Genomic DNA, 13,960 nt, shown 5'->3' with positions numbered 1-13,960 from the left:
AGCAGCTTCATGCGTTTCTACCGAGCGACCTCCTTTATCTTCCCCCGCCACTACACTGCCCGTATCTTCACCATCAGCTTCGGGGCGGTGCATATCCCGCTGATCACCTATCTCGTACTCGAAGCGATCCGGGGACATTGGGACTGGCCGACCTTCACCGTGCTGCTGATTGCGACGGTGATCGGCAGCGGCTTTGCCATCGCCGGACTGGCCGGGCTGCTTCGCCCGGTTTCCGTCGCGACCCGCGGCATGCGCGCGCTGCGTGACGGAACCCCGGTGCAGGACATTCCCGCGGGCGGGCCCGACATGGCGGGCGAATTGCTCGAATCCGTGGCGCACGCGCTGCGCTCGACCAGCGAGCGGTTCGATGAACTCAAGGATATGGCGGTAACCGACCCGCTTACAGGCCTGTTCAACCGGCGCGGTTTCGCCGAACTGCTCGAACAGGACCCCTCGGCGCGCGGCACGCTCGCGCTGCTCGACGGCAACCGGTTCAAGCAGGTCAACGACCAGTTGGGCCATGCCGAGGGTGACCGCTTGCTGCGCTCGATCGCCGATCGGCTCAAGGACCGCACACGGTCGCAGGATGTCGCTGCACGCTGGGGCGGCGATGAATTCGTGGTGTTCCTCAAGGACATGTCGATCGAAGAAGCGCGGCGGGTGCTGAAACGCGTCCAGCTATCGCTCCGCCGCCGCCCGATCGCCCGGCTAGACGGGATACCGGTCACTTTCAGCGCGGGCTATGCGGAAATATCTGCGATGTCGGCGGAAGCGATCGAGGCCGCGGTGAAGGAAGCCGACCGCGAAATGTACAGCCGCAAGCGGGAAGAGCGCATGGCCGGCGCGTAAGCGCGCGCCGCGCCGCGTCAGTCGGACGCCGATCGCCAGGTCGCCATCGACCAGTCGCTGCGCAGCATCCAGTCGTCCATGGCATAGTGGCGCACGACTCGCTGGCTGACGGGTTCGAGGAAGAAGATCCCGATGCTCTCGCCCAGCTGCCAGGCGACTTCCCCCGCCGCCACCTGGCCGGGCAGCAGCACGACTTCGACCCGGGTGCCCACTTCGGCCACGATATCCTGGCATTCGACCATGCAGCCAGAGGGGGACAGATTGCGCATGGCGCAGCGCAGCCCGTGGCCGCCGATGGTGATGCGCAGGTCGTCCAGCGTGCCGCTGCGATCCTCTCCGCGTCGCTCCATCGTCCTCTCACTCATCCCGCAGGCCCTCCATCCTCACGCCGCCCGCGCGGCACCCGATCGAGCGCGAGGCCTGCACGGTCTGCTTCACCGGCGGCCTCGCGCGCTTTCCCGGCCTGCAGGGAGGGATGCCACTTTCCGGCGGTTTCCGATTGTATGCACACGCCATTGCCGGTGCCTTCGCGCGGCGAGCCGCGCCGCCCGATTGCGCTGGACAAGCGTGGGTGGATGCGGTGAGGTCGGCCCTGCAACCATCGGACGGGGAGACGGCATTGCCTAAAGCGACGGCGAACGGGATCGAAATTCACTACGAAGAGCGGGGCGATGCGGCCAATCCGCCGATGCTTTTGATCATGGGCTTCGGCGCGCAATTGACGCTGTGGCCCGAAGAGCTGGTGGACGCCTTGGTCGAACGCGGATTTCGCGTCATCCGCTACGACAATCGCGATGTCGGGCTGAGCCAGAAATTCGACGGGGTCAAAGCGCCCGGGATCGTCAAGATGACGTTGCTGTCGAAGATCGGCCTGAAGCCCAAAGTGCCTTACACGCTGGCCGACATGGCGGATGATGGTGCCGGGCTGCTCGACGCACTGGGGATCGACAAAGCGCATATCGTCGGTGCCAGCATGGGCGGGATGATCGCGCAGCATTTCGCCGCGCGCCATGCGGACAAATGCCTCTCGCTCACCTCGATCTTCTCGACCACGGGCAATCCCAAGCTGCCCGCTGCCAAGCCCGAGGCGATGAAGGCGCTGATCACGCGGCCCGCCAGCAGCGACGAGGACGCATTGGTCGACCACGGGATGATGCTCGCGCGCACGATCGGCTCGCCGGGCTATCCCGCTGCCGAAGACCACTTGCGCGAGCGCACCCGCGCCAGCGTTCAGCGCAGCTTCTATCCCGAAGGGCCAACGCGGCATCTCTCGGCGATCGTCGCCGATGGCGACCGGCGCGAAATGCTCAAGCAGATCGCAGTGCCCACGCTGGTGCTGCATGGCGAAGACGATCCGCTGGTCCCGTGCGAAGGCGGGCGCGACACGGCCGCCACCATCCCCGGTGCTCGGATCAGGACGATTCCCGGATGGGGCCACGACCTCCCGGTCGAACTCGTCGACGACATCGCCGATGCGGTGGCCACCCACGCCCGTTCGGCTGCGGAATAGCGCCAGCGGACCGGAACTCCGGTTTGGGCGCGGGGGTCTTACCCCGCGCGCCCGATTCGGCTGCCGCTGCAGGGCCTTCGCGGGCCTGACACGGCGCGTTCGGCGGCGGCGTGGGGGGAGCTGCCCGATTCCAAAATTGCGCGTCCGGATTCGAATGATTCTCAAGCCGGAACGATGATTTTTGCCCGCAAAATTTTTTTCCCGGATTCATTTTGCCCCTTGCGTCCGCGGCAAGTCCAGCTTGGTCCACGCGTCGCAGCGTTGCACTTGTCTAACGCACCCTGTCCGGGCGGCCCCGCAGCGCGCCAATTCGCCGCGAGCCCCCTTGCGCGCAGGGACTCACTGATTCAGTATCTAGTGGTTGGTCTGCGGGGTTAACCCACAAGACCTAGCTTTCGGCGGCAAAGCTCCCCATATCGGGTGGGTGCCGCCCAGGCCGGGGTTGTGGGGAAATACGGGATAAGTTTCCGCCCTCGACCGACGCAATTTTGCTAGGTGGGACGCACGTCTTGCCGACTCGAACACAAGCGGAACATCCGGGCTGCATCGGCAGACCGGTGGCGCACCACAATGGCGGGGCTGACGATGGATTTCAAAAGCGGGGACGACACGGCGATGACACTGGATATCGAAACACAGGACGACACCGCCACCGAACCCACCACGGATGAGAAAGCGGTCGCCATGGACAGGACGGACAAGGGCAGCGAAGATCTGGTGCAGGATGCCGCTGGCCAGGCGCTGGCCGGCGCGGTCGCCAGCGCGACCTCGGAAGCGGCCGAACATGACAGCAAGAAGGTGCTCGATCGCCGGTTCGACGTGAAGACCGACGAGAGCCGCGATGCGCTGCTGACCGAATTCGGCAAGGAAACGCTGACTGATCGTTACCTGCTGCCGGGTGAAGGCTACCAGGACCTGTTTGCGCGTGTGGCCGATTATTTCGCCGACGATGCCGAACATGCGCAGCGGCTTTACGACTATATCTCGAACCTGTGGTTCATGCCCGCCACGCCCGTGCTGTCGAACGGCGGCACCACGCGCGGGCTGCCGATTTCCTGCTATCTCAACAGCGTGTCGGACAGCCTCGACGGCATCGTCAACACTTGGAACGAGAACGTCTGGCTCGCCTCGAAGGGCGGCGGCATCGGCACCTATTGGGGCAATGTCCGCGGGATCGGCGAACCGGTCGGCCTCAATGGCAAGACCAGCGGCATCATCCCCTTCGTGCGGGTGATGGATTCGCTCACGCTCGCAATTTCGCAAGGCTCGCTGCGCCGCGGTTCGGCCGCCTGCTATATCGACGTTTCGCACCCCGAGATCGAGGAGTTCCTCGAGATCCGCAAGCCGAGCGGCGACTTCAACCGCAAGGCGCTGAACCTGCACCACGGCGTGCTGGTCACCGATGCCTTCATGGAAGCGGTGCGCGCGGGCGAGGAATTCGACCTCGTGTCCCCGCGCGACGGATCGGTGCGCAAGACCATCGACGCGCGCGGCCTGTTCCAGAAGCTGGTCGAAACCCGGCTCGCCACGGGCGAACCCTACATCGTGTTCTCCGACACGGTGAACCGCATGATGCCCAAGCATCACCGCGAACTGGGGCTCAAGGTCTCGACCTCGAACCTGTGCGCCGAAATCACGCTGCCCACCGGCATCGACCATCTCGGCAACGATCGCACTGCAGTGTGCTGCCTGTCCTCGCTCAATCTCGAGAAATGGGACGAATGGAGCGGCGACAAGCAGTTCATCGAGGACATCATGCGCTTCCTCGACAACGTCCTGCAGGACTATATCGACCGGGCGCCCGACCAGATGGCGCGCGCGAAATATTCGGCCATGCGCGAACGCAGCGTGGGCCTCGGCGTGATGGGCTTCCACTCCTTCCTCCAGGCCAAGAGCATCGGCTTCGAAAGCCCGATGGCCAAGGTGTGGAACCTCAAGATGTTCAAGCATATCAGCGCCAAGGCGGAAGAAGCCTCGCTGGTGCTGGCGCAGGAACGCGGGCCGTGCCCCGACGCTGCCGAAACCGGCGCGATGGAACGCTTCAGCTGCAAGATGGCGATCGCGCCGACCGCGTCGATCAGCATCATCTGCGGCGGGACCAGCGCCTGCATCGAACCGATCCCGGCCAACATCTACACGCACAAGACGCTGTCGGGCTCGTTCATCGTCAAGAACCCCTATCTCGAGAAGATCCTCGACCGGAAGAGCAAGAACTCGACCAATGTCTGGAATTCGATCCTCGAGCGGGGCGGCAGCGTCCAGCATCTCGACTTCCTGACGCCCGAGGAAAAGGCGACCTTCAAGACCAGCTTCGAAATCGACCAGCGCTGGCTGCTCGAATTCGCCGGCGACCGGGCCCCCTTCATCGACCAGGCGCAGTCGCTGAACCTGTTCATCCCGGCCGATGTCGACAAGTGGGACCTGATGATGCTGCACTTCCAGGCGTGGGAAAAGGGCATCAAGTCGCTCTACTACCTCCGCTCGAAGAGCGTGCAGCGCGCCGGTTTCGCGGGCGGCGTAGAGGCGGACAACACCGCCGATGCCGCGAAGTTCGAACTGGCCGCGGGCGCCGAGCAGACCGATTACGAGGAATGCCTCGCCTGCCAGTAGGCCCGTGATGCCGGCAAGCCGCAGGGATCGCCCCCTGCAGCGTCACCTGCACACAGGACAAGAGAAACCCCGCCGCCGGACATCCGGGGCGGGGTTTTCTGCGACCCTTGCAAGGGTCGTCGGAGGCGGGCGGGTCAGGCGACTGCCTTGTTGCCCAGGCCTTCGGGAATCCGTGCGGTTTCCTTCAGGTAGATGCGGTTGTCGTCGATCTTCTCGACGTCGCCAAGCGCGAGGAAGTGGTGCATCGAATCGGCGCTGTCCGACTTGGTCAGCTTGATCGCGTCGCCTTCGACTTCATCGACGGTCCCGACATGCTGTCCCTTGCAATCGGCGACTTCCATGTGTTCCTTGATGCGAATCTTCTCGAACATAAATTTCCCTTTGTTTTCGTTTGCTTACACCATACCAACGGGCGGCCTGCGCGATCGGTCCACGCTTCGTCGAAGCTCATGCACGGCAGAGCCGCGAGGCTTGGAAATGCTGGCCCACACAAACAATGGCGCCCCGCCGCTGGGTGAGAGGCGGGGCGCCTGGGGCTTGCGGACATCGCCCGCAAAAGGGGAAACCGAACGATGTCGCAAATCCCCGAATGTGTGTGCCTGCGGTCAGGCGCCGCCTAGCGGCCGGGCGGCATCGGCGCGCGCCCGCACGTCGGGCCGCGCATCATCGCCATCCGCGGCGGTGGCGGTATCGGACGCGTCCGTGCTGGCGTCGCGCGCCGTGTCCTGTTCCATCGCGCCATTCGCATCGCGCGCATTGCCATAGCCCATCCGCGCTTCGCCCTGCTCGGCATCCGCTTGCGGCTTGGCCGCGGGCTTGCCGGCAGCATCCTGCGACGCTTCGGCCTCCCGCCATTCGGCAGTGGTATTGCTGTGGACGTCGCGTTGGTCGTCGGGGGCGTATTCACCCATGGTGTGTCTCCTTCACCCGACCAACGGCGGGGCAGGCCCCGGCGTTCCGCCATTCGCCGCATGCGCGACGCGGCGGGCCGCACAAACCCCGCAGAAACCGTTTTATCCCCGCCGAATCATTCCCGCTTGCCTTCGAATCCCGGGTCTGATTCACTATATGGGACGTTCACGCTGAAAACCGGAGAACCACCAGAATGTCGTTGCTCGAAGCCCGCAAGACCTACAAGCCCTTCGAGTACCCCTGGGCCTACGACTTCTGGAAACGCCAGCAGCAGATTCACTGGATGCCCGAGGAAGTGCCGCTCGGCGAAGACTGCCGCGACTGGGCGCAGAAGCTGTCCGAGCACGAGCGCAATCTGCTCACGCAGATCTTCCGCTTCTTCACCCAGGCCGATGTCGAGGTGCAGGATTGCTACCACGACAAATACGCGCGCGTGTTCAAGCCGACCGAGGTCAAGATGATGCTGACCGCCTTCTCCAACATGGAGACGGTGCACATCGCCGCCTATTCGCACCTGCTCGACACCATCGGCATGCCCGAAAGCGAATATTCCGCCTTCCTCGAATATGAGGAAATGGCCGACAAGCACAATTACATGCAGCAGTTCGGCGTCGACAATGACGAGGATATCGCGCGCACGCTGGCAATGTTCGGCGGCTTCACCGAAGGCATGCAGCTGTTCGCCAGCTTCGCCATGCTGATGAACTTCCCGCGTTTCAACAAGATGAAGGGCATGGGCCAGATCGTCAGCTGGTCGGTGCGCGACGAATCGCTGCACTGCGAAGGCATCATCCGCATGTTCCACGAATTCGTGCGCGAGCGTGATTGCCTGACCAAGGCGGTCAAGGAAGACATCATCGACATCTGCCAGAAGTCGGTGCGGCTGGAAGACAATTTCATCGACCTCGCCTTCGAAATGGGCCCGGTCGCGGGCATGACGCCCAAGGAAATCAAGAAGTACATCCGCTACATCGCCGACTGGCGGCTGGGCCAGCTGGGCCTCCAGCCGATCTACATGATCGACGATCACCCGCTGCCCTGGCTCGCCCCGCTGCTCAACGGCGTGGAGCACGCCAACTTCTTCGAACAGCGCGCCACCGAATATTCCAAGGGCGCCACCACCGGCGACTGGAACACCGTCTGGTCGAGCTTCGACAGCCGCAACAAGGCCAAGGCCGCGAACGAGGAAGGCGCCGCGCAGGATGACGGCCCCGGACTGTTTGGCGATGAGGCTGGGGTGCAGGCGGCGGAGTAGTTGTGCGTTCCGTATCGAAATATAGCGTCAAGGAAATTGCTAATTGGATACTGGACTATGCAGACGAGCTTGGTCAGCCAATAACCAATATGTCGCTGAATAAACTCGTTTACTTCGCTTACGAATACGCGCTGGTGAGTGAAGGTCGAAAGCTAACTGACGCCAAGATTGAGGCGTGGGACCATGGACCAGTATTTCGCGAAATTTATAGCTCGTTCAAAAAGTTTGGTTCCGAGCCGATTACCGATCGCGCGACTAGGTACAATACGGGAACGAATTCGGTGGAAACGGTGCCTGGGGACCTTGCGGCAGAAGATGCACGGGTCATTCTAGAGGCATTAGAGCCTATGATTCGGCTTCCTGCATACATCTTGCGTGAGATTTCGCATGATGGAGACGGTCCTTGGTGGAAGGTGTGGAACCACACTGAATCATCTAATCCGGGGATGCACATTACTGATGCTCTCATATTGGAGAGCCTACCGACTTCGAGGTTGGCAAGATGACGAGAGTTGAAAAGTTAATACATAAGTTGCGCCGGCCTCCGGCTGCGCACAACTGGGTCAAAAGCATGAAGGGGCGGCGTGACAGCACCGCCAAGGCGCTTCACGACTTCGCCATTAACCCTCCGCGCACAAGCCTTTTGGGCGCTATTGGAATTTGCGTCCAATATGTCGTCGACGGCATCTCTGAGGAACAGGCCCTTAAGTCCGTTAATCGGATCAAAAAAGAAGGGGACCGAGAAAGGGCGAGATGGATCGTCCGGGCCTTCTGCGCGTACGCAAAGGCGAGAGGGTGGTCAGGCATTCAAGTCTTTCGTGACATGGTCGAATTCTACCATGTTTCAGCTGGCGTTAAAGTTCCAGTTAAGCCCACGTTTGTTCTGAATGAAGACGGGAAATTGGTTCCTTATTTTGTGATTGCCTGGTCGCGAATGGATCTGAGCCCATACCAAATTAGAATTCTCGCCACGATCATTCACGAAGCCATTTTGACTTTGGAAGAATTTCAAGGTTCTGATGCGGTGATTGTGTGCACGCCGGTTGCGCCGTATTGTAAAAAGGAGCGAACAGTTTTCGAATGGCGGGTAAGTAAACTGGAAACGCTTTCTGACGATGAAAAGCAGGAACTTTTTGACCGCTATGCCGGCGCGATGAATGACGCCGAAAAAATGTTGATCGAGAGTTTGGGTTAATAATTAAAGCGGCCGCTTGGGCATAATTAATCGTTTTCAAACCCCATTTCGCGATTTTTATATTCCATTTGGTTGGAAAATTTGCAGCTATACTGGAAAGTGCTAGTCAGGTGAGATGAGAACTTAAATTCTAGATTCTCATAAACACCAACCCCCTCTACCCCCACCCCAATAACCCCGCGCACCACCCTCGCGGCGCATGAAATCCGCCAACCGGTCCTCGCTGCCGTCGGGGCGCAAGCGGTAGATGGTTCGCAGGCCGCGGCCGTAGCGGTCGATGGGTTCGTCCAGCCGGTGCGTCATGCGGAAGGGGCCGCGGTTGAGCCAGCCTTGCAGCGCACGGGTCGAAGCCTCGGCCTGCACCGCCTCCGCCGGGCATCCGGCATCCTTCTCCGCCGTGTCGATCCCGACCACGCGCACGCTGCGCTCGCCCAGCTTGAACGTGTCGCCATCGACCACGCAGTAATAACCGCGGCCACGCCCGCAGCGGGTGAAGCGCCCCTCGATCACCTGCGGCTCGCTCGACAGCCAGCCGGGGGCGGGAAGGACGCCGGGCAGCGCGAAGACATAGGCCAGCGTCGCCAGCGCGATCAGCAGCAGCAGCGGACGCATCGAGACCCATGCCTCGCGCCAGGTCGGCTGCCGCCGCTTGAAACGCGCAGGCCGGACCGTGCGCCTGCCTGCGCGCGTTCGCCGTTTCGGTTTGAAGCGCGTTTTCCTGCCCATGACGCGCAAGGATAGCCCCGCGCCCCGCGGGTGCAATCGTGCAGGCCTGCGTGCATGCGCCGCTGCGCAGGGCCCTTGCTTCGCAGCGGCGGGAGTGCAAGCATCGCGGCCGAGCAACCTTCCGCTTACAGGAGACCTGCCGATGACCACCCGTCTTGCAAATTTCGCCCTTCCGCTGGCCGCCGCGCTGGCGCTTGCCGCCTGCGCCGAGTCCGAAGACACCGCCTATGAAGTCGATGCCACCGACGAGGGCGGCGGCGAGCTGATCGTGGCCGAGCAGCAGCCCGATGCGGTCGAGGTCGACACGCCCGACACGCCGATGACCAATGTCCCCGAAGAGGACGCGGAAGTCCCGGCCGAATAACGGGCGGCGGCCCCACCCGCCGGAGCGGGGCGGGGCATCGCTGCGCGGGGCGAAAGGGTCTGCGTCCTACCAGCCCCAGGCGGCGGGCGGCGCGGCGATCGGCGTGCTCGCGTCGAATTCCACGCGGAACAGCCGTGTCGGATCGTTCCGCCGGGTAAGCTGGTAGACGAAATGCGCATCCGGCTGCGCTGCCGGATCGACCTCCACCCGCCAGACATTGGTCAGCGAGGCGTCCAGCCCCTCGCGCGTGAACAGCGCCACGCTTTCGCCGTCGACCGGGAAGTCCTGCGCCCGCGCTGTGCCCGCGTCGGTACTGGTGCCGCCATAGAAGGTCACGGCATCGGCCTCGCCATCGGCATGGCGGTGGTCGTGCTGGATCGTGACGCGCGTGGCTGCGCCTTCACCCTCGCGCGTCACGATCCAGGTCCGGCTGCGGTTCCAACCGGCGGGGGCCTCCGGGTCTGCGACATGGAAGGCGATCGCCACGCGGGCTTCGTCGCATGCGGCCCAATGCGCGACCATGCGTTTGCCCGCCCAGTCCGCATCGCGCGCGTCCGTGCTGGCGAGGCCGCCCGCGTAGGCCTTGCCGCAATGGCTCGACAGCGCCTGCCAGAACGCTTCCTGCGGGGCCGCGGCGGATGGCGGTGCGCTTGCCGGGGCGGGCATGGCGCACCCTGCTAGCGGAGCGGCGGCAATCAGGGCGGTCAGGATCTGGGTGCGGGTCATTGCGCGACCCTAGACCGCGCGCGGCGAAAGGGAAGCGTTGCCGCGCGGCCGCCCGCTGCGCGCGCTTTCCTACGCGGGGGCACAGCGGCTATCGCGGGGCCATGCCTGTCGCCCCTCTCCTTCGCCCGAGCCAGCCCGTGCGGGGCAATCTGCGGCTAGGCGCGGTTTTTGCGTTTGGACCGTGGTCCATGCGGTCCATGTCATCAGACTGGCCGAGGGGGAAGCCTACAAGAGTCCAACACGCCAGGGCGTGCCGGGCCGCGGTGCGGAAACGCAAGGGGGCGGCAGGATCGCCTGCCGCCTCCGGGGCGGCCGCGCGGGGCAGGGAGGGGGTGCCCCGCGCGGCCGGTCGGCCTGTGACTTACAGCTCGGGCTGCGTGTCGAGCTCGGTGTCGGTGTCGGCGTCGACCTCCGTATCCGCGCCGGGCGTGTCCAGTTCGGCATCGGTATCGGTCTCGAGGTCGCCATCGACCGCGACAGGGTCGCCGAGCCGGTCCTCGACCGCCTGTGCGCGTTCCTCGGCGGTCATCAGCGCGCGGTCGGCGGCGGTGGTGGTGTCATCCACCACCGGATCGGTCGCGGGGGCGGTATCGACGCGCGCTTCGGCAGCCGTATCGACCGTGCCAGTGACCGGGCCGGTGACGGGGCCGGTCACGGGACCGGTCACCTGCGCGCTGGCGGCGGTGGCGCCGGTGGCGGCGATAAGCGCGGCGGCAAGGGCAGTGAACTTGGTCATGATGCGTATCCCATTCTCGTTATCGGGACTGGGGATACGCCGCAGCCGCGCCGCCGGCCCCCGCAAATGCGCCCATCCGTGCGCCCTGATTGGCGAAACGAGCCGGTTCATCGGCGGTTTATCGCAGGTTTAGCCGGCGTTCATGCAGGCGGTGCTGCGGGCGCGGACGCACAAACCTTTGCCTCGGGCGCGCAGCATCGCTATTTCGCCGCCGATGACCACCAGACCCGATATCCACGCCAAGGCCGAAACGCTGATCGAGGCGCTGCCCTACTTCCAGCGCTATGCCGGGCGCAGCTTCGTCGTGAAGTACGGCGGCAATGCCATGGGCGACGAGCGCGCGGCGCGCGAATTCGCCGAAGACGTGGTGTTGCTGCGCGCGGTGGGGATCAACCCGGTGGTGGTCCATGGCGGCGGCCCGCAGATCGGCGCGATGCTGGAAAAGCTGGGCGTCGAGACCACCTTCGTCGATGGCCTGCGCGTGACCGACAAGCAGACCGCCGAGGTCGCCGAAATGGTGCTGTCGGGCGCGATCAACAAGGCGATCGTCGGCTCGATCGCGCGCGCCGGGGGCAAAGCGATCGGCATCTCGGGCAAGGATGGCGGGCTCGTCACCGCGACCAAGCTGCAGCGCACGCACAAGGACCCCGACAGCAATATCGAGAAAGTGCTCGACCTGGGCTTCGTCGGCGAACCCTCGAAGGTCGACACCACGATCATCGAGACCGCGACCGGTGCGGGCATGATCCCCGTGGTCGCGCCGATCGGCGTGGGCGAGGACGGGCATACCTACAACATCAACGCCGACACCATGGCGGGCGCGCTGGCGGCGGCGCTGGGCGCGGCGCGGCTGCTGCTGCTGACCGATGTCGCGGGCGTGCTCGACAAGCAGGGCGGCCTGCTGACCGACCTCACGCCCGCCGACATCCGCCGGCTGCGCGACGACGGGACGATCTCGGGCGGGATGATCCCCAAGCTCGAAACCTGCGTCCAGGCAGTGGAATCGGGCTGCGAGGCGGCGGTGGTGCTCGACGGGCGCGTCCCGCATGCCATGCTGCTCGAGTTCTTCACCGCGCGCGGCGCGGGTACGCTGGTCGCCAGGGGGCGGTAATCGGTCGGTCGGGGGTGGCGCGCGGCGCGGCGCGCTTGTAGGACGCGCAACAGGACAGCTTCAAGGGAACGCACCACCACATGCAGGCGCTCAGCACGATCTACCAGATCATCTCCATGCTCACCAACGTGCTGGTGATGCTCATCATCATCCAGTTCGTCATCGGCCTGTTGTTCGCCTTCAACGTGGTCAACCGGTCGAACGATTTCCTCGCGGGCTTCTACATGGCGATCAACCGCCTGCTCGAACCGGTGCTGGGGCCGATCCGCAACCTGCTGCCCAATACGGGCGCGATCGATTTCTCGCCGCTGGTGCTGATCATCCTGCTCAACATCGTCCTGATCGTCCTCGGCAATGTGATCTACGGCTGATGGCCGCGCAGGTCATCGACGGGAAGGCGTTCGCTGCCAAGCTGCGCGAGCGCGTCGGCCGGCAGGCGGCGCAGTTCGAACAGGCGGCGGGGCGCAAGGCGGGGCTCGCGGTGGTGCTGGTGGGCGAGGACCCGGCCAGCCAGGTCTACGTACGCAGCAAGCACAAGGCGACCGTGGCTGCGAACATGGAGAGCTTCGAGCATCGCCTGCCGGCGGATGCTGGCGAAGCCGAACTGCTCGCGCTGGTCGAACGCCTCAACGCCGATCCGGCGGTCGACGGCATCCTCGTCCAGCTGCCATTGCCCGGCCACCTCGACGAACAGGCGGTGATCGCCGCTATCAGTCCCGACAAGGACGTCGATGGCTTCCACGTCACCAACGCCGGGCGACTGGCGGTCGGCCAGAGCGGTTTCGTCCCCTGCACGCCGCTCGGCTGCATGATGCTGCTGACCGACCGGCTGGGCGATCTCTCGGGGCTCGAGGCGGTGGTGATCGGCCGGTCGAACATCGTCGGCAAGCCGATGGCGCAGCTGCTGCTCGACGCCAATGCCACGGTGACCATCGCGCATAGCCGCACCAAGGATCTGCCCGCAGTGGTGAGGCGCGCCGACATCGTCGTGGCCGCAGTGGGCCGCGCCGAAATGGTCAAGGCGGAATGGCTCAAGCCGCAAGCGACGGTGATCGATGTCGGGATCAACCGCCTGCCGGCAGAACCCGGCGCGGACAAGGGCCGACTGGTCGGCGATGTCGACTATGCGGGCGCGCAGGGCGTTGCCGCCGCGATTACCCCGGTGCCCGGCGGGGTCGGGCCGATGACTATCGCGGTGCTGCTGCGCAACACGCTGGTCGCCGCCTATCGCAACGAAGCGCTCGACCTGCCCGAAGGCGCGCTGTGAGGCTCGCCATCGCCCTGCTGGCGCTGGCGCTTGCCGCCTGCACCGCCGGGCCCGGTTCGCGCGATCGCTACGCGCGGCTGCTGGCGCCCGCTGCCAATCCTTCCAAGGTGGTGGCCGCCGAACTGGAACTTGCCCGCGCGGCGCAGGAAGACGGGCAATGGTCCGCCTTCCGTGATTTCTCCGCCGGCGACGCGGTGCTGTTCGTGCCCGAGCCGGTGGCAGCACGCGACTGGTTGCAGGGCCGCGCCGATCCTGCAGCGGCGCTGCGATGGCAGCCGCATCACATTTGGTCGAGCTGCGACGGGTCGCTGGCGGTCACCCGCGGGGCCTGGCAGCATCCGGATGGCGCGCAGGGCGAGTTCACCACGGTATGGCAACGCCGCCCGGATGGCGACTACCGCTGGACACTGCATCAGCGCATCGCGCAAGATACCCCGCGCGGGGCGCCGGAATTCGTCGGCACCGATGTCGCCGAATGCCCGGCACGCGGTCTGGCGGCGGAGCTGCGCGAACAGGCCACGCAGTCGCGACCGGTCGATGGCGGCACCTATTTCGACCAGGTCAGCGGCGACAGCAGCCTGTTCCTGACCTTCGTGGTCGCACCCGATCTGTCGCGTCACTGGAAACTGATGCTGCACCGCGATGGCCGCATGGTCGATGCCATGGCGGGCAGCGTCGCGGCGCCGGTGGAGGAGTAGC

17 protein-coding genes are annotated in these 13,960 nt (G+C 64.7%); 11 read left to right on the top strand and 6 right to left on the bottom strand.

The genetic code is table 11. The features are described from left to right. The first annotated feature begins 9 nt into the window (after nt 1-9). A complete protein-coding gene (locus tag SJY12_RS09290; protein ID WP_397505176.1) occupies nt 10-849 on the top strand; it encodes a GGDEF domain-containing protein in 840 nt (279 codons plus the stop codon). 17 nt (nt 850-866) lie between these two features. Here SJY12_RS09290 and SJY12_RS09285 read toward each other — a convergent pair whose 3' ends face one another. Next, the gene (locus SJY12_RS09285; protein ID WP_160766102.1) at nt 867-1,214 is read right to left on the bottom strand and encodes a PilZ domain-containing protein; all 348 of its coding nucleotides are present in this window, start codon (nt 1,212-1,214) and stop codon (nt 867-869) included. A 254-nt stretch (nt 1,215-1,468) separates the two neighbouring features. On the opposite strand from SJY12_RS09285, the gene SJY12_RS09280 reads away from it, so the two are divergent. Both SJY12_RS09280 and SJY12_RS09275 read left to right on the top strand, forming a co-directional pair. Further along, nucleotides 1,469-2,359, top strand: coding sequence for an alpha/beta fold hydrolase (locus SJY12_RS09280; protein ID WP_050601686.1), 891 nt, complete (start codon nt 1,469-1,471; stop codon nt 2,357-2,359). A gap of 585 nt (nt 2,360-2,944) precedes the next feature. Continuing rightward, complete coding sequence (locus tag SJY12_RS09275) at nt 2,945-4,969, top strand: ribonucleoside-diphosphate reductase subunit alpha (RefSeq protein WP_050601837.1); 2,025 nt, start codon at nt 2,945-2,947, stop codon at nt 4,967-4,969. Nucleotides 4,970-5,103: 134 nt separating this feature from the next. Here the strand turns inward: SJY12_RS09275 and SJY12_RS09270 are convergent, their stop codons facing one another. Both SJY12_RS09270 and SJY12_RS09265 read right to left on the bottom strand, forming a co-directional pair. After that, nucleotides 5,104-5,340, bottom strand: a complete 237-nt coding sequence (locus SJY12_RS09270; RefSeq protein ID WP_050601687.1) for a DUF2171 domain-containing protein — start codon at nt 5,338-5,340, stop codon at nt 5,104-5,106. A gap of 234 nt (nt 5,341-5,574) precedes the next feature. Further along, nucleotides 5,575-5,880 (bottom strand): hypothetical protein, encoded by a 306-nt coding sequence (locus tag SJY12_RS09265; protein WP_397505174.1) that lies wholly within the window; start codon nt 5,878-5,880, stop codon nt 5,575-5,577. A gap of 194 nt (nt 5,881-6,074) precedes the next feature. Here SJY12_RS09265 and SJY12_RS09260 point away from each other — a divergent pair, with 194 nt between their 5' ends. The 3 genes from SJY12_RS09260 to SJY12_RS09250 all read left to right on the top strand — a co-directional run bounded on the left by SJY12_RS09260 (nt 6,075) and on the right by SJY12_RS09250 (nt 8,331). Beyond that, nucleotides 6,075-7,136: a ribonucleotide-diphosphate reductase subunit beta gene (locus SJY12_RS09260; protein ID WP_397505172.1), complete on the top strand. Its 1,062-nt coding sequence runs from the start codon at nt 6,075-6,077 to the stop codon at nt 7,134-7,136. 2 nt (nt 7,137-7,138) lie between these two features. Beyond that, the gene (locus SJY12_RS09255) at nt 7,139-7,642 is read left to right on the top strand and encodes a Panacea domain-containing protein (RefSeq protein WP_397505171.1); all 504 of its coding nucleotides are present in this window, start codon (nt 7,139-7,141) and stop codon (nt 7,640-7,642) included. Between the two features lie 65 nt (nt 7,643-7,707). Then, on the top strand, nt 7,708-8,331 hold the full coding sequence (locus tag SJY12_RS09250) for a hypothetical protein (protein ID WP_397505169.1): 624 nt from the start codon (nt 7,708-7,710) through the stop codon (nt 8,329-8,331). Nucleotides 8,332-8,469: 138 nt separating this feature from the next. Here the strand turns inward: SJY12_RS09250 and SJY12_RS09245 are convergent, their stop codons facing one another. Further along, nucleotides 8,470-9,057 (bottom strand): thermonuclease family protein, encoded by a 588-nt coding sequence (locus SJY12_RS09245; RefSeq protein ID WP_397505168.1) that lies wholly within the window; start codon nt 9,055-9,057, stop codon nt 8,470-8,472. A 142-nt stretch (nt 9,058-9,199) separates the two neighbouring features. On the opposite strand from SJY12_RS09245, the gene SJY12_RS09240 reads away from it, so the two are divergent. Then, nucleotides 9,200-9,421: a hypothetical protein gene (locus SJY12_RS09240; protein ID WP_160766096.1), complete on the top strand. Its 222-nt coding sequence runs from the start codon at nt 9,200-9,202 to the stop codon at nt 9,419-9,421. A gap of 66 nt (nt 9,422-9,487) precedes the next feature. Here the strand turns inward: SJY12_RS09240 and SJY12_RS09235 are convergent, their stop codons facing one another. Together SJY12_RS09235 and SJY12_RS09230 are read right to left on the bottom strand one after the other, a co-directional pair. After that, complete coding sequence (locus tag SJY12_RS09235; RefSeq protein WP_397506714.1) at nt 9,488-10,147, bottom strand: hypothetical protein; 660 nt, start codon at nt 10,145-10,147, stop codon at nt 9,488-9,490. Between the two features lie 361 nt (nt 10,148-10,508). Next, complete coding sequence (locus tag SJY12_RS09230; RefSeq protein ID WP_397505167.1) at nt 10,509-10,883, bottom strand: hypothetical protein; 375 nt, start codon at nt 10,881-10,883, stop codon at nt 10,509-10,511. Nucleotides 10,884-11,097: 214 nt separating this feature from the next. Between SJY12_RS09230 and argB the strand changes: the two genes are divergently transcribed. The 4 genes from argB to SJY12_RS09210 all read left to right on the top strand — a co-directional run bounded on the left by argB (nt 11,098) and on the right by SJY12_RS09210 (nt 13,959). After that, the gene (gene argB / locus SJY12_RS09225; RefSeq protein ID WP_348347208.1) at nt 11,098-11,994 is read left to right on the top strand and encodes an acetylglutamate kinase; all 897 of its coding nucleotides are present in this window, start codon (nt 11,098-11,100) and stop codon (nt 11,992-11,994) included. Between the two features lie 80 nt (nt 11,995-12,074). Next, nucleotides 12,075-12,365, top strand: coding sequence for a YggT family protein (locus SJY12_RS09220; RefSeq protein ID WP_397505166.1), 291 nt, complete (start codon nt 12,075-12,077; stop codon nt 12,363-12,365). After that, the gene (gene folD / locus SJY12_RS09215) at nt 12,365-13,261 is read left to right on the top strand and encodes a bifunctional methylenetetrahydrofolate dehydrogenase/methenyltetrahydrofolate cyclohydrolase FolD (protein WP_063511216.1); all 897 of its coding nucleotides are present in this window, start codon (nt 12,365-12,367) and stop codon (nt 13,259-13,261) included. The genes SJY12_RS09220 and folD overlap by 1 nt, the downstream gene beginning before the upstream one ends. Continuing rightward, the gene (locus SJY12_RS09210) at nt 13,258-13,959 is read left to right on the top strand and encodes a hypothetical protein (protein ID WP_397505165.1); all 702 of its coding nucleotides are present in this window, start codon (nt 13,258-13,260) and stop codon (nt 13,957-13,959) included. Before folD ends, SJY12_RS09210 begins: the two co-directional genes overlap by 4 nt. Nucleotide 13,960: the final 1 nt, after the last annotated feature.

Origin of the sequence: Qipengyuania sp. R86523 (genome assembly GCF_044596365.1) — a bacterium.
In the GTDB taxonomy this organism is placed as follows: Bacteria; Pseudomonadota; Alphaproteobacteria; order Sphingomonadales; family Sphingomonadaceae; genus Qipengyuania; species Qipengyuania citrea.
This window is presented reverse-complemented; position numbering and strand designations above follow the sequence as displayed.